The following is a 20,762-nucleotide window of genomic DNA, read 5'->3' on the forward strand; positions in this document are numbered from 1 at the left end:
GACAGCACTTGAAGTTATTAAGAATCATCTCTTCGGTTAAACCGGAAAAGGGCGGCCCCATCAACGCTGCCCGTGAAATCGACAAGATTCTCCAGCAGAACGGGCATCTCGTGGATGTCTTGACGCTGGATGCGGACTTCGCCGTCGACTACCCGGGAACCGTTCACTTCATGGGGCCGAGCCTGTTTGGGTATGGCGTAAACGCCAGGATCCGCCAATGGCTGGAACAACACGCCAGTGACTACGATTTTTTTATCGTCAACGGTTTGTGGCAGTACCACGGGTTTATTGCGCGCCAGGTCCTGCACAAGTTGGGGCGGCCTTACATCGTTTATACCCATGGCATGCTCGACCCCTGGTTCAAGCACGCATATCCGCTCAAGCATTTGAAGAAATGGCTGTACTGGCCATGGGGTGAATACCGCGTATTGAGGGATGCCCAGCGCGTGGTGTTTACCAGTGAAGAAGAGAAAATCCGTGCGCGCGAGTCATTTTGGCTGTACCGCGCCAAAGAGACGGTCACCGCCTATGGCACCTCCAGCCCGCCGGCGGGCGGTGCAGCGCTGGCGCAGCGCTTTGTTGATGAGCATCCGGTGTTGAAGGGCAAACGGGTGCTGTTGTTCCTGAGCCGCATCCACGAAAAAAAGGGCTGCGACCACCTGCTGCAAGCCTTTGCCCAAGTGGCTGGCGAAGACGAACGCTTGCACCTGGTCATGGCCGGGCCCGATCAAGGCGGCTGGGTGCAGGCGCTGCAGGCGCAGGCCGTGGAACTGGGGATCGCCGACCGCGTGACGTGGCCGGGCATGTTGCAGGGCGCCGCGAAATGGGGCGCCTTTTACGCCGCCGAGGTGTTTTGCCTGCCGTCCCATCAGGAGAATTTCGGCGTGGTCGTGGCGGAGGCGCTGGCCTGCGGCAAACCGGTGCTGATCAGCAACAAGGTCAACATCTGGCGCGAAATCGAAGCCGACGCGGTTGGCTTTGTGAGCGACGACACGGTACTGGGCGCCGTGCATAACCTGCGTCGTTGGTTGCGGCTCGACCCGCAGCAGTATGCGGACATGTCCGGGCGCGCCCGCCGCTGTTTTACCGAGCGCTTTCATATCCAACGCGGCGCGCAGCGTTTGCTGGAGATCGTGCGGGAGTGCCTTGCATGATTCTCCAAGGCAATGATCCGTATCGCGCCGCTTCATTTTCATTGTCCCATCGGTTGCGGCGGCAGCTGTGGAACACGGTCTATGTGCTGCTATTCCGTACCAGCCCGCGTCCCTTTCATGGGTGGAGGGCGTTTCTGTTGAGGCTGTTCGGCGCGCGCCTGGGCAAGGGTGTGCATGTTTATCCGCGGGCCAAAGTGTGGGCGCCGTGGAATCTCGAGCTGGGTGACCATGTCGGCATTGCCGATGACACCAATATTTACAACATGGCGCTGATTTCTATCGGGCGTTACAGCGTGATTTCCCAGGGCGCGCATTTGTGCGGCGGGTCGCATGACTACAACAGTCGCAACTTTCAACTCTACGCCAAACCGATCGTGCTCGGAGAGCACGTATGGGTGTGTGCCGATGCCTTTATCACGCTGGGCGTGTGTATTGCCGATGGCGTCGTCGTGGGCGCCCGCGCGCTCGTCATCAAAAACATCGCGCAAGCGTGGACCGTGCATGCCGGGCATCCGACCCGGCTTATCGGCCAGCGTACCCAGCATCTGCAAGAGCCTGCACCACGACAAGGGAGTCAAGCCTGATGACCGCACCGCATAACCTGCCTCACCTGCACGGTGGCTGACATGAAACGCGAAACCGTCAGTGTGATCATCCTCACCTACAACGAAAGCCTGCATATCGCCCGCGCGATCGAGTCGGTGCGCGCCTTCAGCGACGAAGTGCTGGTGGTCGACTCGTTCTCCAGCGACGACACCTGCGAGATCGCCCGGCGCCACGGCGCCCTGGTGGTGCAGCACGCGTTCGTCAACCAGGCCAAGCAGTTCCAGTGGGCGCTGGATAATTTGCCGATCACCGGTAACTGGACGATGCGCCTGGATGCCGATGAAATCATCGAGGCCGACCTGGCGGCGCAGATCAACACGCGGCTGCCGGCGCTGGACCAGGGCATCACCGGCATCAACTTCAAGCGCAAGCATATTTTCATGGGCCGTTGGGTGCGCCATGGCGGCCGCTACCCGTTGAAGATGCTGCGGCTGTGGCGCACGGGGCAGGGGCGCATCGAAGATCGCTGGATGGACGAGCACATCTCGGTGGCCGAGGGTCGCACCATCACCCTGGAGGGCGGGTTTGCCGATCACAACCTGCACGACTTGACGTTCTTCACCCACAAGCACAACCAGTACGCGACCCGTGAAGCGATTGAGATCATCAACTCGCGCCTGGGGTTGTTTGCGGTGCGCCATGAATTGAATGAGGGCCACAGTTCGTTCCAGGCCAAGCTCAAGCGCCTGGTTAAAAACCGGGTGTATAACCGCGTGCCGTTTACCTTGAGTTCGACGGCGTACTTCCTCTGGCGCTACATCGTTCAACTGGGTTTTCTCGATGGCCGCAGCGGCCTGGTTTATCACTTGCTGCAAGGTTACTGGTACCGCTTTCTGGTGGGCGCCAAGGTGCTTGAACTGGAAACCGCGATCGCTCACTTAGACGATAAGGACTCAATCGTCCGCGAACTTTCAAAGTTGACCGGACATAACTTGACGCTGCCCATACCGAAATAACTGACCGTTTTTAACAAACACCCAAGTTCGGGTGTCGGCCTTCGCTCGCCTATTATTTGGGAGATTGACATGAAAAAAGTCGCGCTTATTACCGGGATTACCGGGCAGGATGGTTCTTACCTGGCGGAACTGTTGCTGGAAAAAGGCTACGTCGTGCATGGCTTGAAACGCCGCTCTTCGTCGTTCAATACCCAGCGCATCGATCACATTTACCAAGACCCCCAAGCCCTGCATAAAAACCTGATCCTGCATTATGGCGACCTGGCGGACTCGTCCAACCTGACGCGCATCATCCAGCAGATCCAGCCGGACGAGATCTATAACCTCGGCGCCCAATCCCATGTGGCCGTCAGCTTCGATTCGCCGGAATACACCGCCGACGTAGACGCCCTCGGCACCTTGCGCATCCTCGAGGCCATCCGTCTGCTCGGCCTGGAAAAGAAGACCCGCTTCTACCAGGCCTCCACGTCCGAGTTGTACGGGCTGGTGCAGGAAACCCCGCAAAAGGAAACCACGCCGTTCTATCCGCGCTCGCCCTATGCCGTGGCCAAGCTGTATGCCTACTGGATCACCGTGAATTTCCGCGAAGCCTACGGGCTGTATGCCTGCAACGGCATCCTGTTCAACCACGAGTCGCCCCGTCGTGGCGAAACCTTCGTCACCCGCAAGATCACCCGCGCCTTGACCAACATCGCCCTGGGCCTGGAGCAATGCCTGTACATGGGCAATATGGACGCCTTGCGCGACTGGGGCCATGCCAAGGACTACGTTCGCATGCAGTGGATGATGCTGCAGCAGGACAGCCCCGAAGACTTCGTGATTGCCACCGGGGTGCAGTATTCGGTGCGCGATTTCATTCGCTGGTCGGCGGCGGAACTGGGGCTGCGCTTGCGCTTTGTCGGCGAGGGCGTGGAGGAAGTCGGGGTGGTCGAGCACATCGACGGCGACCTGGCGCCCGGCATGCTGGTGGGTGACGTGATTGTGCGGGTGGACCCGCGCTACTTCCGCCCGGCGGAAGTCGAGACGCTGCTGGGCGACCCGTCCAAGGCCAAGCAGAAGCTGGGCTGGGTGCCGGAAATCAGCGCCCAGCAGATGTGTGCGGAGATGGTCCGCGAAGACCTGCAAATCGCGCGGCGCCATGCGTTGCTGCGCCTGCACGGCCACGATGCGCCGATTGCCGTGGAGAACTGAGCATGGCACGTGATCTGAACGCACGGATCTTTGTCGCCGGCCATCGCGGTATGGTCGGCTCGGCCATCGTGCGCCGCCTCTGGGCCTTGGGCTATACCCAGATCCTCACCGCCGGCCGCGATCGACTGGACCTGTTGGACCCCGCGGCCGTGCACGCGTATTTCGCCGAACAACGGGTCGACCAGGTGTACCTGGCGGCGGCCAGGGTCGGTGGGATTCACGCCAACGCCACGTACCCCGCCGATTTCATCTACCAGAACCTGATGATCCAGGCCAATGTGATCCACGCCGCCCACACTCATGGGGTGTTCAAGTTGTTGTTCCTCGGATCGTCGTGCATCTACCCGGTGCTCGCCGCCCAGCCGATGACCGAGCAAGCGCTGCTTGCCGGCTCGCTGGAACCGACCAACGAACCCTACGCCGTGGCCAAGATCGCCGGCATCAAGTTGTGCGAAAGCTACAACCGCCAGCACGGGCGCGATTACCGCAGTGTGATGCCGACCAACCTGTACGGCCCGGGTGACAACTACCACCCGCACAACAGCCATGTGATCGCCGGCTTGCTGCGCCGTTTTCATGAGGCGGTACAGCGCGGTGACGAAGAAGTGCTGATCTGGGGCAGCGGCGCGCCACGGCGCGAGTTCCTGCATGTGGATGACATGGCGGCCGCCAGCGTGCATGTGATGGAACTCAGCCAGGAGGGCTATGGCGAACACACCGAGCCCATGCGTTCCCACGTCAACGTCGGCACCGGCGTGGATTGCACCATCCGCGAACTGGCCGAGGCGCTGGCCCGGGTCACGGGCTTCAAGGGCCGTTTGCGGTTCGATACCAGCAAACCCGACGGTGCGCCGCGCAAGTTGCTCGATGTCAGCCGTATCAACGCCCTCGGCTGGGAAGCCTACGTGCCGTTGGAGGAGGGGCTGCGCGATGCCTACAACGCGTATCTCGCGGCCCTCGAACAGCCTCGGGGCCATTAATGAAGATCCTTTTGTATGGCATCAACTACAGCCCCGAGCTGACCGGCATCGGCAAGTACAGCGGTGAACAGGCGCGCTGGCTCGCCAGCAAGGGCCACGCGGTGCGGGTAGTCACGGCGCCGCCGTATTACCCGCAATGGCAGGTCGGCGAGGGCTACTCGGCGTGGCGTTTTCGCACCGAACAGGTCGACGGCGTGACGGTGGTGCGCTGCCCGTTGTACGTGCCGCGCAAGCCCACGGCGCTGAAGCGCTTGCTGCACCTGATCAGCTTTTCCGCCAGTTCGTGCCTGGCGGTATTGGCGCAACTGCGCTGGAAGCCGGACCTGGTCATCCTGGTGGTGCCGACCTTGTTCTGCGCGCCCCAGGCCTTGTTGTTGGCCAGGCTGTGTGGCGCCAAGTCCGTGCTGCATATCCAGGATTATGAAGTCGATGCGATGTTCGGCCTGGGCCTGGGCGGCAGCCCGTTACTGCGGCGACTCGCGTGGGGCGTGGAGCGCGGCTTGCTGCGGCGCTTTGACCGGGTCTCGACGATATCCAGCGGCATGCTGGAGAAGGCGGCCGGCAAAGGCGTCGAGGCGCAGCGCCTGCTGTTCTTTCCCAACTGGTCGGAGACCGAGCGTTTCCTCGATGTACCGCGCAACAGCGGGCTGCTGGAACGGCTCGGCGTGCCGGCGGGAAAGCGGGTGCTGTTGTACTCGGGCAACATCGGCGAGAAGCAGGGGCTCGAACTGATCCTCGATGCCGCCCAGGCTCACGTCCATCGGCCGGAGCTGGTGTTTCTGATCGTCGGCCAGGGCGCGGGCCAGGCCCGCCTGCTGCAGCGCGCACACAGCGAGGGCCTGCATAACGTGGTCTTCGCCCCGTTGCAGGCGTATGAAGACTTGCCTGCGCTGCTGGCCTCGGCGGACGTCCACCTGGTGATCCAGAAACGCGGCGCGGCGGATTCGGTATTGCCCTCCAAGTTGACCAATATTCTGGCCGTCGGCGGCAATGCAATCATCACCGCCGACCCCGACACCACCCTTGGCCGGCTGTGCGACGAGCATCCGGGCATTGCCGTGCGGGTCGAACCCGAATCGGTCAGCGCCCTGAATGCAGGGATCGAGCGGGTGCTGGCATTGCCTGTGCGCAACAGGGTGGCGTTGAACTACGCCGCGGATTTTCTCGATAAAGAGCGTGTCCTCCAACGCTTTATGGCACAGGTCTGACGCTTATGTGGCTTGATTTACCGACCTTCAATACGGTCGTGACGTCGACGCCGTTGGTGGCCATCGACTTGATCGTGAGAAAACCCAACGGCGATACGTTGCTGGGCTTGCGGATCAACCGGCCGGCCTATGGCTTCTGGTTCGTCCCCGGCGGGCGCATCCAGAAAAACGAAACCCTGGACGACGCCTTCCGCCGCCTGACCCACGAAGAACTCGGCCACACCTTCGAACGCGCCGATGCGCAGCTGCTGGGTGTGTTCGAGCACTTCTACGACGACAGCGTCTTCGCCAACGCCGGGAACGGCCCGGACACCCACTACGTGGTGCTGGGTTATTGCCTGACCCTTGCCGAGAATCAGGTCCTGGAACCGCCCACCGAGCAGCATCGGCACTACCGCTGGTGGCCGCTGGATGAGCTGCGCTACAGCCCACGTGTACACGAGAACACCCGTGCCTATTTCTGACCCTCTATCGAAGGACGCGTTCATGTTATTACCGGTGATCTTGGCGGGCGGTTCGGGTTCGCGCCTGTGGCCGCTCTCGCGGCAACTGAACCCCAAACAGTTCTTGCGCCTGACCCATAAAAGCCTGTCGATGTTGCAGCAGACCATCGGCCGTCTGGAGGGCGCGGATGTCGCCTTGCCGCAAGTGCTCTGCAATGAGCAGCACCGTTTTCTGGTGGCCGAACAATTGCGTCAATTGGGCATGGAGCAGGCGAGCATCCTGCTCGAACCCATGGGGCGCAATACCGCGCCGGCGATTGCGCTGGCGGCCTGCAAGGCGCTCGACGAGTCCCGCGACCCGATCCTGCTGGTGCTGGCGGCGGATCATCTGATTGAAGATGTTCCTGCGTTTCATGCCAGCCTCGCGGTGGCGCTGCCGCTGGCCGAGGCCGGCAAGCTGGTGACGTTCGGCATCACGCCGACCAGCGCGCACACCGGGTACGGCTATATCGAGCAGGGCGAGGCGGTGGGCGAGGGCGGGTATGCGGTGAAGCGTTTCGTCGAGAAGCCGGATGCCGCCACCGCTGCCGACTACGTGGCGCGGGGCGATCATTACTGGAACAGCGGCATGTTCATGTTCCGTGCCAGCCGTTACCTGGACGCCTTGGCACGCTTGCAGCCGGCGATTCTCACGGCCTGCCGCGCGGCGTTGGCCGCGGGTAGCCAGGATCAGTTGTTCACCCGGGTCGATGAGGCGCTATTCGCCGCCTGCCCGGACGACTCCATCGACTATGCGGTGATGGAAAAAACCAGCGACGCGATCATGGTGCCGTTGCAGGCCGGTTGGAGTGATATCGGTTCCTGGTCGGCGTTATGGGAAGCCAGCGAGAAAACCGACGGCGGCAACGTGCTGCAGGGCGATGTGCTGCAACTGGATACCCGCGATACCTACGTGAACGCCGACAGCCGCCTGGTCGCCACGGTGGGCGTGCAGGACCTGATCATCGTCGAAACCAAGGACGCGGTGCTGGTGGCGCACAAGGACCAGGTGCAGCAGGTCAAGGGCATTGTCGACCAACTCAAGCGCGACGGGCGTCATGAGCACCTCAACCATCGTGAGGTCTACCGGCCCTGGGGCATGTATGACGCCATCGACAGCGGCCACCGCTACCAGGTCAAACGCATCACCGTGAAGCCCGGCGCCAAGCTGTCGGTGCAGATGCATCATCACCGTGCGGAGCACTGGATCGTGGTCAGCGGTACGGCCAAGGTCACCAATGGCGAACAGACGTACCTGGTTTCGGAGAACCAATCGACCTACATCCCCATTGGCCAGGTGCATGCCTTGGAGAACCCTGGCGTGATTGCGCTGGAATTGATCGAAGTGCAGTCGGGTTCTTATCTGGGCGAGGACGATATTGTGCGTTTCGAAGACAAGTACGGCCGGGCCTGAGGTTTTCCGACAATTAATAACATTTGCTCCGATGTTAAACCGCCAGCCTTGTTAGTTTCGCGGCCTCAACGTGTTGATACACGGGGGCTGGCTTCGAGAAATGTTATTTTCGAACGAATACGTTCAACTTTCCGGGTAATGTCCGGGCTGGTGCGTTGTTTACTTGAGTGGCACTATCAAGGTGTATTTCAGCGGCACCCGCTCGTTTGCTAAATGCTCACTATCGATAAGGAGTCTGATATGAGAAAACAACTGGCTATTATTGTGCTCAGTCTCTTGAGTACTTCTGCCATGGCTGCCGAGTTGCCGCTTGGCCTGAGTACCGCGGTGGTCGGCTCTGTGACGGTGGGGGAAACCCTGCTGGTCGGCGCGGCCCTGGTCGCGGGCGTCGCCGCCGCGTCCAGCAGCGGTGGCAGCGCCAATGGAGGCACCACCACAGGCACCACTGGCACCACGGGTACCACCGGTACCGGCAACTAACAGAACGCCTTCCGCTTTATAAGACTGCTTGGAAACCCCTCCCAAGTAGTCTTTTTTTCTTGTCGTTTATCGCGAGTGTCTTAGCACTATGATGCGTATTTTTTCTGTGGCGGTCGTGGCCTCCGCATTGTTACAAGGCTGCATGTTTGCGCCCGGTCAATATATGGACACCGAGGCAATGACCAAGGAGGGCGGTGCTGAAAGCAGTCGCGTGGAGTTGATCCCGATTACTCCAAAGTTGCTGGCCATGGACGCGGCGACTCAAGTCTCTTATGCGCTTCCCAAAGAACTGCTCGATTATAAACCCGGGCCCTATTTGATCGGCCCAAATGATGCGTTGTACATCACGGTCTGGGACCATCCGGAATTGACTGCGCCTTCCGGTCCGCAGCAGCAAATCGATGCCAACGGGCGCCTGGTCAACCCCGACGGCAACCTGTTCTACCCCTACGTGGGCGAAGTGGTTGCCAAGGGCCGCACCCTCGCGGCGCTGCGCAGTGAAATCACCGATAAGCTCCGTCAGTACATCGACAGCCCCCAGGTGGATATCAGCGTGCTGCGTTTTGCCAGCCAGCGAGTGGTGATCACCGGGGCAGTGCTCAAGGCTGGGCCTGTACCGATCACCACCACCCCGATGAGCGTCATGGAGGCCATCGGTGCTTCCGGTGTCGATCCGATCAATGCCGACCTCTCGAACCTCACGCTGACCCGCGGCGGCAAGCGCTACACACTCGACCTGGACACGTTCAATCTCAACCCGTCGCGCTTGAACGATATCTACCTCAAGGACGGTGACCAGTTGTACCTGCCCTACAACGACCGCAAGCGCATCTATGTGATGGGCGAGGTCATGCAGCCCCGCGCATTGAGTTTCAAGACACGCAGCATGAACCTCACGGATGTGTTGGGCTCGGTGGGTGGCATCAACCAGAACACCTCGAACGCCGATGCGATCTACGTGATCCGCGGCGCACAGAATCTGGACACGCAACCGGCCAAGGTCTTCCATCTGCAAGCCGGCTCCCCGGCAGCCATGGCCCTGGCCACGCGCTTCGATGTGCAGCCCCAGGACGTGGTGTTCGTCGGCCCCGCCAATATCACCCGCTGGAACCGGGTCATCAGTCAGTTGATACCTTCCGCCTCGATCATCGGCACCGGTGCTTCCACCCAAAACAACCTGAGCGAAGCCAACAGCCGATAAGGGTGGAACCTGCGTGAACAGTGTGAAAACCGGTATTTACGTGTGCCTTGCGTGGCTGTTGTGCGGCTGCAATCCACTGATGCAGGCCTCGCTCGATACCTTCAAGGCGGCCGTCGTCGGGCCTGCGCCATTGGTGCTGAGCCAGGCCCAGGTGGACGCCGTGCCGTTTCCCCAGATCAAAGTGACCACGGTGTCCAGCGAAGGCGTGATGGCGTTGATTCGTCAGCGCGACGACCTGCAGTTCTGGGTCGCCTCCGGCAAACAGGTGCTATTGATGCGCGATGGCCTGGTGGTGCGTACCGTTGGCCTCGGCACTGATCTGGATGGCACGCGCTGGCAAGGGCAGTCGCCGTTCCAGCAGGGGCTGCACCGCGTGCCGGACGGCTACCGCAGCAGCCGGCAGATCGACCTGGTGGATGGCTATCGCGTCGGCATCACCGTCACCAGCCGCCTGACCCGCGAGGGCATGGAGACGCTCGAGATCCTCGACAAGCCTTACACCTTGTTGCGCGTCGATGAGGACATCGAAGCCGAGGCCCTGGGGTTTCGTGCGCGCAACCGTTATTGGGTCGACCCCACTGACGGCTTCATTGTGCAAAGCGAACAGCACCTCAGCCCGCGCCTCACGTTGAAAATCACCCAACTGCAACCCGCCCGCAAGGAGGCCCGATGACCGCCCGCAAACGATGGGCGCTGGCGCTGTTGTGGAGTTGTGCCAGTGCATGCCACGCCGCCCTGACGGTGAGCGGCCAAGTCCTGCACCCCGGGCCGATCGCCCTGCCGCCCGAGGCGCGCTTGCTCGACGCGATCATCGCGTCACAACCGGATGCCCAGGGCTATTGGCTGGCGGCGGCCTGGCTGCACCAGCCATTGATCGAGCCCCAGGCCCGGCTCAAAGCCGGTGTGCTGTTTGACCTGGATACGTTGCGCCAGGCTGCCTTGGCCGCCGGGTACGACAGCCGGGCCGACTTGGCGGCGCGCGTTTACCGACAGGTGCAGGCCTTGCCGGTGACCGGCCGGCAACGCGCGATGCTGGACCCGGTGGCGGTGGAGGTCGGTTTTGCGCCCAACCTGCGGGTCAGCGACGGTGATCGACTGATCTACCCGCCCAGGCCGGCAGGTGTGCGCGTCCTGGGCGCGGTCGCGCAGCCTTGCACCCTGGTGTTCCAACCGATGCGGGCGGCACGCGATTACCTCGACGAATGCCCGGCGGTGGCGGGGGCCGATGTCGACTATCTGTGGCTGATCCAGCCCGACGGCCTGGTCACGCGCCTGGGCATTGCCCCCTGGAACCGCGAGACGGCGGCCGCGCCTGCACCGGGCAGCACGCTGCTGGTGCCGCTGCGCAGCGACGACCTGGAACCGCCCACCCCTGAGCTGAACCAACAACTGGCCGAGTTTCTTGCCACCCAACCCCTGGCTGAGGTCACGCCTTGAAATTATGTATTGCAGCCGTGCTGCTGGTGCCCTGTGGCGTCGCGCACGGCGATCCGCGTTACACCCAGAGTGATTTTGGCGGGGTCGGGCTGTTGCAAACCCCGACCGCACGCATGGCCCCGGCCGGCGAACTCAGCGTCAATGCCAACCGCACCGAACCTTACAGTCGCTACAGTTTTTCCGCGCAACCGCTGGACTGGCTCGAAGGCACCTTTCGCTACACCGCCATCACCAACCGCCCCTATGGCCCCGAATCGTTCAGTGGCAGCCAGAGCTACAAGGACAAGGCCGTCGACGCCAAAGTGCGTCTCTACGAGGAAAGCCACTGGTTGCCCCAGGTCGCGCTGGGGATGCTCGACCTGGGCGGCACCGGGCTGTTTTCCAGCGAGTACCTGGTGGCCAACAAGCGTTATGGCGAATTCGATTTCAGTGCGGGCATCGCCTGGGGTTACCTGGGCAGCCGGGGCGATTTCGGCAACCCGCTGGGCGCGCTGAGTGATCGCTTCAACGAGCGGCCCACCGCCGAAGGTTCCGGCAATTTCTCCAACGGTTACTTCCGCGGCCGGCCCGCGCTGTTTGGCGGCGTCGCCTACCAGACACCCTGGGCGCCGTTGAGCCTCAAGCTGGAATACGAGGGCAACGACTACCAGAACGAGCCTCGAAACAACCATCTGCGCCAGGACTCGCCGGTCAACCTCGGGCTGGTTTACAAGGTGGCCGACTCCGTCGACCTGAGTGCCGCGTGGGAGCGCGGCAACACGGCGATGTTCGGTATCACCCTGCACACCAATTTCGTCAGCCGCAAGGCGCCGGTCAAAACCTACGACCCGCCGGCCCCCAAGCTGCCCGCCCAGGCGCCGAGCGTCGCGATGGATCAAGTGGATTGGGCCGCGGTGTCCAAGCGTTTGCAGGACAATGCCGGCTATAACGTGCAGCGGATTGCCCAGCGCGGCCCTGAGTTATTGGTGTATGGCGAGCAGCAGCGCTATTTCTACAGCGCCAAGGCCGTGGGGCGCGCCAGCCGTATCCTGGACGAAAGCGTCAATGACCAGATCAGCTGGTTCACCCTGGTGAGCGAGCGGTACGCCATGCCGATCGAAGAAACCAGCGTGCCCCGCGAGACGTTCCGCGAGGTGGTCAGCCAACGCGAGTCCCTGCAGACCCTGCATCGCCAGACCGAAGTCAACCCGCCCAGCGCCCCGGCGCAAACGCTGCTTTACACCCAAGCGCCCAAGCCCCTGAGCTACGGCGTCGGGCTGGGTTACAAGCAGAACGTCGGCGGGCCGGATGGCCTGCTGTATCAGATTTCCGCCGACCTCGACGCCGAATACCGCTTCACCCGCAACACCTGGTGGAGCGGCCTGCTCAGCGTCAACCTGCTGAACAACTACGATGGCTTCACCTACGACGCGCCCAGCGGCTTGCCGCGCGTGCGTACCGATCTGCGCAAGTACATGACCAGCTCTGACGTGACCGTGCCGACGTTCCAGCTCAACCATGCGGTGCGACTGGATCAGGACCTGTATGGCATGGTCTACGGCGGGTTGCTGGAATCGATGTACGCCGGTGTCGGCAGTGAGGTGCTGTACCGGCCGATGGGCCAGCGCTGGGCCTTGGGCGCCGACCTGAACTACGTGCGCCAGCGCGGGTTCGAACAGGACTTCAGCCTGCGCGACTACCGCACGGTCACGGGGCATATCACCGGCTACACCGACTTGCCGTTCAACACACAGGGTGCGCTGAGTGTCGGTCGCTACCTGGCCCGGGACTGGGGCGCCACCCTGGACTTGTCGCGCGAGTTCAACAATGGCGTGCGGGTTGGCGCCTGGGTCACCCGCACCACCGCGTCAAAAGAAGCCTTTGGCGAAGGCAGCTTCGACAAAGGCCTTTACCTGTCAATTCCCTTTGATGAGTTGATGAGCCTGTCGACGATGCGCCGCGCCAATCTGGTGTGGGCACCGCTGACCCGCGATGGCGGCGCGCGCCTCAATCGCGCGTATTCGCTGCATACGATGACCGATGGCCGCGACAGTGATCTGTTCTATCGGAACTTCGAGAAGATCACTGAATAGACAAGGAAAGGGGGACGTGAAGTCCCCCTTTGTTTGCCTCAGTAAATGTCTTTGGACAGCAGTGTGAACGGCGTTTTCAGCAGGATCTTGATGTCCAGCCACAGTGACCAGGTGTTGATGTAGCGCAGGTCGATGTCGACGCGCTTTTGCATCTTCTCCAGGGTCTCGGTCTCGCCCCGGCACCCGTTGATCTGTGCCAGCCCCGTGATACCGGGCTTGATACGGTGGCGCGCCATGTACGCGTGAATCTTCCCCGAGTAGTAGTCGTTGTGCGCAACCGCATGGGGCCTTGGACCGACCAGGGCCATGTGCCCTTGCAGCACGTTGAACAACTGCGGCAGTTCATCGATGGACGTGCGGCGCATGAAACGCCCCACGGGGGTGATGCGTGAATCGTGGCGGCTGGCCTGGCGTACTTCGTGGTCGTCATGCACGCGCATCGAGCGGAACTTCCAGACCTTGATCACCTGACCGTTCCAGCCGTGACGGTCCTGCTTGAAGATCACCGGACCGGGGGAGGTCAGTTTGATCAGCACGGCGAACAGCAACAGCAGCGGGCTCAGCAGGATGAGCGCGAGCAAGGCCACGCTTTTGTCCAGCAGCGACTTGCTCAGTGCGGCGGTCGGACGGCTGGTCAGCGGGCTTTCATTGAGGAAAATCGCCGGCAGGCCGTCCACCTCGGCCACGCAGTGATTGAGCAGCAGCATGTTGTTGAGGTCGGGGACCCAGATGACGTCGACGCTGATCTCCAGCAGGTTGATGTACAGCGCCTCGATATGGGTGGCTTCCTGCAGCGAATGGGTGATGTACAGCCTGCGGATGCCGTGCTGCCGGATCAACTGCGGGAGGTCCGGCAGCTCGCCGAGTATCTGCGATTGCACGCCCGGGGCTGCAGTCGCCGTGGCGCCGACGAGGCCGACCAACGGTGAGCGTTTTTGCCGGGAAAGTGTTTTCGCCAGGTCGGCAGCAAGTTTACCGGTACCCACGATCAGCGATTTATGTCGCTCGTGAAGTTGCCCGTGGTAATAGCGGGAAAGACTGTGGATCGGGATGTAACAGAGCGCCAGCACGGCATAACTAATCGCCGCCCATAGTAGCAGGATTTCGATGGGGAACAACGCGTTAGCATTGCAAGCAATACCCACCGCAACCAGTATCAGCAGGGTAAGTAACCAACCCATGAAGAGTCGGCCCAGTCCCACCGCGTAATCATCTTTCTTGCTGTAGACGTCACATAACATATAGGCCGGGATCGAGGCCAATATGCTAAAGGCAGCCAATACCCGGTAGGGATATTCCAGCTGGCCAGTCTTTAAAATAACCAATGCAAATAACAGTGTGACGACCAAACTTGACGCCAGCGTCCACTGCCCCCAAAAGGTCAGACCTTTGGGTGTTAGGTTACGATGCATTCTCCGGTTATTCAGCATACTACTGCTCCCAGTGGTGACCACTCATGGTGGCAGGCTTAAGCGAGGCGTGGCATTGAAACAGCCAAATAGACAGGCACGCGTAGGCGCGCACAGATTGATATTAATCAACGGCAGGGGGCAGTAGCTGACGAGTTATAACAGGCACATAGCGATAGTTAAGTGGCTGTTGGGTGAGACGGATTGTTATAAAAAGGCAGAGAGTGGAGCGTGATCAACGCCAAGATTAACGACTCTGGAATTATTATATTTTTTTTCAGCGAAGCTGCTGGGCGAGTTCCAGGGGGTTTTTTATCCTCTGGGTCAAGCAATAGCCCCGATTTCTCACCGAACGGAACAAACGCTCGCCATCGTTGACGCGCTTGAATTTTTCCTGAAGTCGGCTGAGGCACATTTCCAGGCCGCGATACAACTCCGGTTCGCGACCAATATTGCGAATAAGTTCTTCTTTACTCACCACGCGTTCTTCATGGTGTAACATTTTTTTGATAAGTGCTGACTCGATCGTGGTCAAGGAAATGCGTAAACCACCCTTGACCAACATTCGGTCATGTTGTGTAAAGGTCCAGTAGTCGGGTGCCTGTAGCGGAGGTTTTTCGGTGAGGGTCGCCAGCGCTTTTTGAGGCCTGTCGGTGCTGTGGAGTTGAACGTTTAGTTCCAGTTTATTGTAGGGTTGCAATGTTTTGTAAATGGCCGGCGTTGATGCGTTATTGGCGCTGTCGGGTTTTTCGATCGTTGAATTGTTAGTGTAGTGCGAATTGAAATACTGGTTGCCAAACAATGGCGTGCTGGTTGCCTGGGTTTCTGCTGTCTTGGTTCGCGGCGGGCAAGCTATATCGCCATAGAGTAACTCCGCATGCGACGCAAAGTCGGGCAGCGGAATAAAGGTGGGCGTAGCGGTGGATAGGTGTTTTTTGAGTGAGCTCATAGTGGTTACCATGATCCTATGGGTTGAGTGTTATACATTTTCGGCCGGCGAGTAATAACCGCCCTGAAAGTAATTGAAAGGCAAACGCTTAGCGAGTGTTGCACTGTCAGAGAATTCAACTTTGTCTGCAATGAATGAGGCTCGGCTGGTGCTTATCAGCTCTAACATGCGGTCGTAGAGCCGGTCGAACAGATCTGAGCGTATATTCAGGCTGAGTCTCAGGAGCACATCCGGAAATGGCATTTTTATATAGTCATAGAGTTTCAGTTCGATCAATAGGTCGGCCTGCTTTGTATCCAGAGTGTAGTTATTGTAGGCAAGCTTGATACTGCTGCGGTCTTTGAGGTTATACAGTTGGCGCACCATCGCGCGGCGTTCTGTGGGGCCGGGAAGTGCGTCCAAGGGGTTTTCTATAGTGATAACGAGTTGCTGCTTATAGCTTTCCAAGACATGCGCTACCTGGATAAGTTCCTTGAGCGTGTCGTCGGACATAAGCGCTGATTGCTCGATGCGTAGAAATTTATGAGTCACCGGCTGTGCAGAAGCAAGTGGTAAATGGCTGAAATCGGCAGTCATGCGTGGGTCGATGCGCGACAGGGCGTCACGGTAGGCGCATTTAAGTTGAGCGCGATACAAAGGCTGCGAATGCTCTGGGAGATTGAGCAGATTATGTGCGCTGGTTACGCGAATCTCATTGCCCCAAAGTGCGCAACTGCGCTCAACTATCGCTTGTCTGAAGAGCTTGGGTTGGGCTATTGTGACAGGCGATATTTTCTCGTTATTCACGATGCTATCTCTCCTGGGTTGGGTGCAAATACTGGGCGGAAATAATCCCACGGCTCAACTTGTAACCGTAGCCACGGATGTTCTGAATGATATTTTCGCCATAGCGCGCCTTGATTTTGCTGCGCAGGCGGCTGATGGATTTTTCCAGGGCTCGGGAGTCGTAGAATTTGGTGTTGAGCCCCATAACATTGGCAATTTCATCGTGACTGAGCAGTCGGTTATAGATCAGTGCCTCGAGAACTTTCATTTCGATGAAGGAAATCTCAAGTTTCTGACCGTTGCCGTAAATGCACATCCGGTCCTGATCGAGAATAAGTTTGCAGCAGTCCAAGCGATACGTTTCATTGAGAAACGCCTCGACTAAACTCAACTTTTCTTCAGGGGAGGTTTCGGTGACTTTTAGGCAGTAGTCCGCGCCGGCCAAATAATATTTGGTTTTACTTTGAGTAGAGGCGAACGTGATGAAGACAACTATCAGGCCAGTCGGGTTTTTATGCCTGGTTTTTTTTATGATGTCCAGGGTTTGACTGCTGGCAGAAGGCGTGTCGATTTCTATGACGATGGCGCGATAATCGGCGTGATCTTCATGATGACCGACTAGTTGGCCGTAGCTGCGTGTATCGACTTTTAAATCATTCGGTACAGTGCGAACTATAAGTGCTCTGAAATCCTCAGTTTTAGACGTAGTCCGTGCAATAGCGAGGACGTTGGAAAAATGCATCACCTACTCCCTTTTCTGGCATGCAAGGCCGACAGTTCAATCGCTGCTAGCGTTAGATACTAATCGAATTGATTCCGCCAAAACGTGACAAATTTTAACATTCGTAGCTTTATTCTAAAGGCTGCAGCGGGGTGCGAGGGAGGTGTTGCGGGTGCGGCGTTTGCATGGGTGTACACATATGCTAGTGCAGATTGTTAGTGTGCGATAAGTATCTTAGGTCAATTGGTTTTTAGGCCAATGGCGATTTAATTTTTTCTATAAATGAGGCCAGGTGAGGGGGCGACTAATTGCCTTAAACCGCCAGGAATTTGCCACCGACGCCTGCCGGGTGCTGTCGATTCTGCGCTTTACCTGCGCGGTCCTCCCGGACCCGACGACGGCTTAAGCTAATTCTAAAAAGGTATTTATTACCGTTTTTTAAGATCGTTTAGCTTGGTCGCTCCCCCAAGACGTTCATGGAGTGAGCCGCCGATGCTGCAATCAATCACCGCCTTGCCGCTGCTGGACCTGTCGCTGCTCGATGGCAGCCCGGCGCAGCGCAGCGCGTTTCTCGATGAGCTGCGTTTTGCCGCGCGGCATGTCGGCTTCTTCTACCTCACCGGTCACGGTATCGCCCCGGCATTGCTGGCCGAGGTGCAGCAGCAGGCGCGGGCTTTTTTCGCCTTGCCCGAGGCAGACAAGCTGGCGGTCGGGATGATCAACTCTCCGCACTTTCGCGGCTATAACCGCGCGGCCTCGGAAATCACCCGGGGCCAGCCGGACCTGCGTGAGCAGTTCGACGTTGGTGCCGAGCGCGAACCCTTGGCCGTCGCGCAACACCCCGCGGCCTGGGCGCGCCTGCAAGGCCCCAATCAATGGCCGGCGGCGCTGCCCGAGTTCAAACCTCGGGTGTTGGCCTGGCAGCACGCAATGACCCGGATGTCGTTGCGCCTGCTGCGCGCGTTCGCCCAGGCCTTGTCCCTGCCCGAAAATGCGTTCGACGCGCTGTACGGCGACAAGCCCAACGAACATATCAAGCTGATCCGCTACCCCGGTCGCCACGCCGGGCAGAGTCGCCAGGGCGTTGGCGCGCACAAGGACTCCGGCTTCCTGAGTTTCCTGCTGCAAGACCAGCAGGCCGGTTTGCAGGTGGAAGTGGAGGAGGGGCGCTGGATCGACGCCGCGCCGCGGCCCGACACGCTGGTGGTGAATATCGGCGAATTGCTCGAGCTGGCCAGTAACGGCTATCTGCGCGCCACGGTCCACCGCGTGGTGTCGCCGCCGGTGGGCCGCGAGCGCGTGTCCCTGGCGTTTTTCCTCGGCGCGCAGCTGGATGCGGTGGTGCCGGTGTACCCGCTGGCGCCCGAACTGCTGCGCGATGCCCACGGCCCCACCAGCGACCCGCGCAACCCGTTGCTGCGCGACGTCGGCTGGAACTACCTCAAGGGCCGCCTGCGTTCCCACCCAGATGTGGCCCAGCGTTTCTACGCCGACGCCACACTGCCCCATGCACTGTCCGCCTGATCAGGAGATCACTCTGTTGAAGACCTTCACACTAACCCTGGCGGCCTTGCTGAGCGCTTTCAATGTGGCGGCCGCCGATGCCTTGCGCGTCGCCGCCGACCCGATTCCCCATGCGCAAATCCTCGAATACGTGCAGAAGCTCGACCCGGACCTGAAGCTGAACATCATCGAGATCCCCAGCGGCGTGAACTCCAATGAGTTGCTGGCCCATGGCGATGTCGACGCCAATTACTTCCAGCACCTGCCGTACCTCAAGGCCCAGGAACAGGCGCTCGGCCAGACGTTCGCGGTAGCCGCCACCGTGCATATCGAACCGTTGGGGATCTATTCGCACCGCCACACCCGCTTCGACCAGGTGCCGGACAAAGGCACCGTCGCCGTGCCGAATAACGTCACCAACCTCAGCCGCGCCCTGTACCTGTTGCAAGCCAATGGCCTGATCACCCTCAAGCCGGGCTTCAACGATGCGTCCAAGGACCAGGCCACCCCCAAGGATATCGCCGAGAACCCCAAGCACCTGAAGATCCTGGAAATCGAATCGCCGCAGATTCCCCGGGCGCTGGAGGATGTCGACCTGGCAGTGATCAATGGCAACTTCGCTCTGGAAGCCGGGCTGCAACCGGCCAAGGATGCGCTGGGGCTGGAGAAGGCTCAGGGCAACCCTTACGCAAATATTCTGGTGACCACGCCCAAACTGGCGCAGGACCCGCGCATCCAGCAACTGGCCAAAGACCTGCGCTCGCCGGCGGTGGCCAAGTTCATCAGCGAGAAATATGCCGGTTCGGTGATCCCGGTGGCGCTCGAATGATCGTCGTCGAGGGGGTCAGCAAAACCTACGCCGACGGCCAGCCGGCGGCGCTGGACAACGTGTCGTTGCAGATCGCCGATGGTTCGATCTTCGGCATCGTCGGCCGCAGCGGCGCCGGTAAAAGCACGTTGCTGCGCTGCCTTAATCTGTTGGAGCGGCCGACGTCCGGGCGCATCCTCATGGATGGCCAGGACCTGACCCGGTTAACCGGCAAGGCGCTGCGCCAGCAACGCCAGCGCATCGGCATGATCTTCCAGGGGTTCAACCTGCTGCACTCGCGCAACGTGGCGGATAACGTCGCGGTGCCGTTGGAGATTGCCGGGGTGCCCAAGGCCGAGCGCGTCGCGCGGGTGGCGCAGTTGCTGGCGTTGGTTGGCTTGAGCGACAAGGCGGCGGCGTTTCCGTCGCAACTCTCCGGTGGGCAGAAGCAGCGTGTCGGCATCGCTCGCGCACTGGCCGCGCGCCCGGCGTATTTATTGTCGGATGAAGCCACCAGCGCCCTGGACCCGGAAACCACCGCTTCGATCCTGGCGCTGTTGCGCGATATCAACCGGCAACTGGGGGTGACCATCGTGTTGATCACCCATGAGCTGGACGTGGTAAAGGCGATCTGCGACAGCGCGGTTTCCCTGGCGGCGGGGCGCGTGGTGGAAAGCGGCACGCTGCTGCAACTGCAGGCCGACCCGTCCTCGCGCCTGGGCCGTGCGCTGGCGCCCAACCTGCAGGTGGTGAGGGCGGGATGAAAACCGACTGGAATGAAGTTCTCCAACTGCTGCTCAACGCCACCGGCGAAACCCTGTACATGGTGCTGCTGGCGGGGCTGTTCACCTTGTTGATCGGCCTGCCATTGGGCGTGCTGCTGTTTATCAGCCGCGCGGGTGGGCTGTTCCCGCTGCCAAGGCTCAACCGTGCGTTGGGTGCGGTGATCAACCTCGGGCGTTCGCTACCGTTTGTGGTGATGCTGATCGCGCTGATTCCGCTGACCCGCCTGATTGTCGGCACCACCCTGGGCAGCACGGCGGCGGTGGTGCCGATCACCATCGGTGCTTTTCCGTTTTTCGCACGCATCGTCGAGACCGCCCTGGATGACGTGGACAAGGGCCGCATCGAGGCAATCGTGGCCATGGGCGGCGATATCCGCCATGTGATTTTCAAGGTGCTGCTGCCCGAAGCCTTGCCGGCGCTGGTGGCCGGGGTCACGTTGACCCTGGTGATGCTGATCGGCTTTTCCTCCATGGCCGGGGTGATCGGCGGCGGTGGGTTGGGCGACTTGGCGATTCGCTACGGCTACCAGCGTTTCAACAACCAGATCATGGTGGTGACGGTGGTGGTGTTGGTGGTGCTCGTGCAGGGCGTGCAAAGCCTGGGCGATCGCTGCGTCAGGTCGTTGGCGCATCGCCGATGA

Annotated in this window: 21 protein-coding genes; 17 read left to right on the plus strand and 4 right to left on the minus strand. The window is 60.3% G+C overall.

The genetic code is table 11. The features are described from left to right. Positions 1 to 8 precede the first annotated feature (8 nt). From PverR02_RS13060 to PverR02_RS13120, 13 genes are all read left to right on the plus strand, one after another. Positions 9 to 1,154: a glycosyltransferase gene (locus PverR02_RS13060; protein WP_046385314.1), complete on the plus strand. Its 1,146-nt coding sequence runs from the start codon at positions 9 to 11 to the stop codon at positions 1,152 to 1,154. Next, complete coding sequence (locus PverR02_RS13065) at positions 1,151 to 1,738, plus strand: LbetaH domain-containing protein (RefSeq protein ID WP_046383836.1); 588 nt, start codon at positions 1,151 to 1,153, stop codon at positions 1,736 to 1,738. Before PverR02_RS13060 ends, PverR02_RS13065 begins: the two co-directional genes overlap by 4 nt. A 42-nt stretch (positions 1,739 to 1,780) precedes the next feature. Continuing rightward, positions 1,781 to 2,716: a glycosyltransferase family 2 protein gene (locus tag PverR02_RS13070; RefSeq protein WP_079443576.1), complete on the plus strand. Its 936-nt coding sequence runs from the start codon at positions 1,781 to 1,783 to the stop codon at positions 2,714 to 2,716. Between the two features lie 69 nt (positions 2,717 to 2,785). After that, a complete protein-coding gene (gene gmd, locus PverR02_RS13075; RefSeq protein ID WP_046383834.1) occupies positions 2,786 to 3,907 on the plus strand; it encodes a GDP-mannose 4,6-dehydratase in 1,122 nt (373 codons plus the stop codon). 2 nt (positions 3,908 to 3,909) lie between these two features. Continuing rightward, positions 3,910 to 4,887 (plus strand): GDP-L-fucose synthase, encoded by a 978-nt coding sequence (fcl, locus tag PverR02_RS13080; protein ID WP_079443577.1) that lies wholly within the window; start codon positions 3,910 to 3,912, stop codon positions 4,885 to 4,887. After that, a complete protein-coding gene (locus tag PverR02_RS13085) occupies positions 4,887 to 6,095 on the plus strand; it encodes a glycosyltransferase WbuB (RefSeq protein WP_046383832.1) in 1,209 nt (402 codons plus the stop codon). Before fcl ends, PverR02_RS13085 begins: the two co-directional genes overlap by 1 nt. 5 nt (positions 6,096 to 6,100) lie before the next feature. After that, entirely contained in the window at positions 6,101 to 6,559 is a 459-nt protein-coding gene (locus PverR02_RS13090; RefSeq protein WP_046383831.1) for a GDP-mannose mannosyl hydrolase, read from the plus strand. A gap of 22 nt (positions 6,560 to 6,581) precedes the next feature. Continuing rightward, entirely contained in the window at positions 6,582 to 7,991 is a 1,410-nt protein-coding gene (locus PverR02_RS13095) for a mannose-1-phosphate guanylyltransferase/mannose-6-phosphate isomerase (protein ID WP_079443578.1), read from the plus strand. A 240-nt stretch (positions 7,992 to 8,231) separates the two neighbouring features. Next, positions 8,232 to 8,471 carry a hypothetical protein gene (locus tag PverR02_RS13100; RefSeq protein WP_046383829.1) on the plus strand — a complete coding sequence of 80 codons (240 nt, stop codon included), beginning with the start codon at positions 8,232 to 8,234 and terminating at the stop codon, positions 8,469 to 8,471. An 88-nt stretch (positions 8,472 to 8,559) separates the two neighbouring features. Continuing rightward, positions 8,560 to 9,672 carry a polysaccharide biosynthesis/export family protein gene (locus tag PverR02_RS13105; RefSeq protein ID WP_079443579.1) on the plus strand — a complete coding sequence of 371 codons (1,113 nt, stop codon included), beginning with the start codon at positions 8,560 to 8,562 and terminating at the stop codon, positions 9,670 to 9,672. Between the two features lie 13 nt (positions 9,673 to 9,685). Continuing rightward, positions 9,686 to 10,345 (plus strand): YjbF family lipoprotein, encoded by a 660-nt coding sequence (locus PverR02_RS13110; protein WP_046383827.1) that lies wholly within the window; start codon positions 9,686 to 9,688, stop codon positions 10,343 to 10,345. Next, on the plus strand, positions 10,342 to 11,109 hold the full coding sequence (locus PverR02_RS13115; protein WP_046383826.1) for a capsule biosynthesis GfcC family protein: 768 nt from the start codon (positions 10,342 to 10,344) through the stop codon (positions 11,107 to 11,109). Before PverR02_RS13110 ends, PverR02_RS13115 begins: the two co-directional genes overlap by 4 nt. After that, complete coding sequence (locus PverR02_RS13120) at positions 11,106 to 13,181, plus strand: YjbH domain-containing protein (protein ID WP_079443580.1); 2,076 nt, start codon at positions 11,106 to 11,108, stop codon at positions 13,179 to 13,181. The genes PverR02_RS13115 and PverR02_RS13120 overlap by 4 nt, the downstream gene beginning before the upstream one ends. A 38-nt stretch (positions 13,182 to 13,219) precedes the next feature. Here PverR02_RS13120 and PverR02_RS13125 read toward each other — a convergent pair whose 3' ends face one another. From PverR02_RS13125 to PverR02_RS13140, 4 genes are all read right to left on the minus strand, one after another. Next, positions 13,220 to 14,611 (minus strand): undecaprenyl-phosphate glucose phosphotransferase, encoded by a 1,392-nt coding sequence (locus PverR02_RS13125; RefSeq protein ID WP_046383824.1) that lies wholly within the window; start codon positions 14,609 to 14,611, stop codon positions 13,220 to 13,222. Between the two features lie 256 nt (positions 14,612 to 14,867). Next, positions 14,868 to 15,539 carry a winged helix-turn-helix domain-containing protein gene (locus tag PverR02_RS13130; protein ID WP_079443581.1) on the minus strand — a complete coding sequence of 224 codons (672 nt, stop codon included), beginning with the start codon at positions 15,537 to 15,539 and terminating at the stop codon, positions 14,868 to 14,870. 30 nt (positions 15,540 to 15,569) lie between these two features. Continuing rightward, complete coding sequence (locus tag PverR02_RS13135; RefSeq protein WP_079443582.1) at positions 15,570 to 16,325, minus strand: YuxH family protein; 756 nt, start codon at positions 16,323 to 16,325, stop codon at positions 15,570 to 15,572. Positions 16,326 to 16,329: 4 nt separating this feature from the next. Further along, entirely contained in the window at positions 16,330 to 17,046 is a 717-nt protein-coding gene (locus tag PverR02_RS13140) for a winged helix-turn-helix domain-containing protein (protein ID WP_046383821.1), read from the minus strand. 471 nt (positions 17,047 to 17,517) lie between these two features. Between PverR02_RS13140 and PverR02_RS13145 the strand changes: the two genes are divergently transcribed. The 4 genes from PverR02_RS13145 to PverR02_RS13160 are packed head-to-tail and all read left to right on the plus strand — an operon-like array spanning position 17,518 to position 20,762. Beyond that, positions 17,518 to 18,549 (plus strand): isopenicillin N synthase family dioxygenase, encoded by a 1,032-nt coding sequence (locus PverR02_RS13145; protein ID WP_079443583.1) that lies wholly within the window; start codon positions 17,518 to 17,520, stop codon positions 18,547 to 18,549. Positions 18,550 to 18,562: 13 nt separating this feature from the next. Continuing rightward, the gene (locus PverR02_RS13150; protein WP_057004850.1) at positions 18,563 to 19,357 is read left to right on the plus strand and encodes a MetQ/NlpA family ABC transporter substrate-binding protein; all 795 of its coding nucleotides are present in this window, start codon (positions 18,563 to 18,565) and stop codon (positions 19,355 to 19,357) included. Continuing rightward, the gene (locus tag PverR02_RS13155; protein WP_079443584.1) at positions 19,354 to 20,100 is read left to right on the plus strand and encodes a methionine ABC transporter ATP-binding protein; all 747 of its coding nucleotides are present in this window, start codon (positions 19,354 to 19,356) and stop codon (positions 20,098 to 20,100) included. Before PverR02_RS13150 ends, PverR02_RS13155 begins: the two co-directional genes overlap by 4 nt. Beyond that, positions 20,097 to 20,762 (plus strand): methionine ABC transporter permease, encoded by a 666-nt coding sequence (locus tag PverR02_RS13160; RefSeq protein ID WP_046488453.1) that lies wholly within the window; start codon positions 20,097 to 20,099, stop codon positions 20,760 to 20,762. The genes PverR02_RS13155 and PverR02_RS13160 overlap by 4 nt, the downstream gene beginning before the upstream one ends.

Source organism: Pseudomonas veronii (genome assembly GCF_002028325.1).
GTDB classification, from domain to species: domain Bacteria; phylum Pseudomonadota; class Gammaproteobacteria; order Pseudomonadales; family Pseudomonadaceae; genus Aquipseudomonas; species Aquipseudomonas veronii.

Excerpts from the sequence above, each read along its gene's own strand:
- PverR02_RS13065 (WP_046383836.1), top strand. The coding sequence starts at position 1,151 with ATGATTCTCCAAGGCAATGATCCGTATCGCGCCGCTTCATTTTCATTG.
- PverR02_RS13070 (WP_079443576.1), top strand. The coding sequence starts at position 1,781 with ATGAAACGCGAAACCGTCAGTGTGATCATCCTCACCTACAACGAAAGC.
- gmd (WP_046383834.1), top strand. The coding sequence starts at position 2,786 with ATGAAAAAAGTCGCGCTTATTACCGGGATTACCGGGCAGGATGGTTCT.
- fcl (WP_079443577.1), top strand. The coding sequence starts at position 3,910 with ATGGCACGTGATCTGAACGCACGGATCTTTGTCGCCGGCCATCGCGGT.
- PverR02_RS13085 (WP_046383832.1), top strand. The coding sequence starts at position 4,887 with ATGAAGATCCTTTTGTATGGCATCAACTACAGCCCCGAGCTGACCGGC.
- PverR02_RS13090 (WP_046383831.1), top strand. The coding sequence starts at position 6,101 with ATGTGGCTTGATTTACCGACCTTCAATACGGTCGTGACGTCGACGCCG.
- PverR02_RS13095 (WP_079443578.1), top strand. The coding sequence starts at position 6,582 with ATGTTATTACCGGTGATCTTGGCGGGCGGTTCGGGTTCGCGCCTGTGG.
- PverR02_RS13100 (WP_046383829.1), top strand. The coding sequence starts at position 8,232 with ATGAGAAAACAACTGGCTATTATTGTGCTCAGTCTCTTGAGTACTTCT.
- PverR02_RS13105 (WP_079443579.1), top strand. The coding sequence starts at position 8,560 with ATGATGCGTATTTTTTCTGTGGCGGTCGTGGCCTCCGCATTGTTACAA.
- PverR02_RS13115 (WP_046383826.1), top strand. The coding sequence starts at position 10,342 with ATGACCGCCCGCAAACGATGGGCGCTGGCGCTGTTGTGGAGTTGTGCC.
- PverR02_RS13125 (WP_046383824.1), bottom strand. The coding sequence starts at position 14,611 with ATGCTGAATAACCGGAGAATGCATCGTAACCTAACACCCAAAGGTCTG.
- PverR02_RS13130 (WP_079443581.1), bottom strand. The coding sequence starts at position 15,539 with ATGAGCTCACTCAAAAAACACCTATCCACCGCTACGCCCACCTTTATT.
- PverR02_RS13140 (WP_046383821.1), bottom strand. The coding sequence starts at position 17,046 with ATGCATTTTTCCAACGTCCTCGCTATTGCACGGACTACGTCTAAAACT.
- PverR02_RS13145 (WP_079443583.1), top strand. The coding sequence starts at position 17,518 with ATGCTGCAATCAATCACCGCCTTGCCGCTGCTGGACCTGTCGCTGCTC.
- PverR02_RS13155 (WP_079443584.1), top strand. The coding sequence starts at position 19,354 with ATGATCGTCGTCGAGGGGGTCAGCAAAACCTACGCCGACGGCCAGCCG.
- PverR02_RS13160 (WP_046488453.1), top strand. The coding sequence starts at position 20,097 with ATGAAAACCGACTGGAATGAAGTTCTCCAACTGCTGCTCAACGCCACC.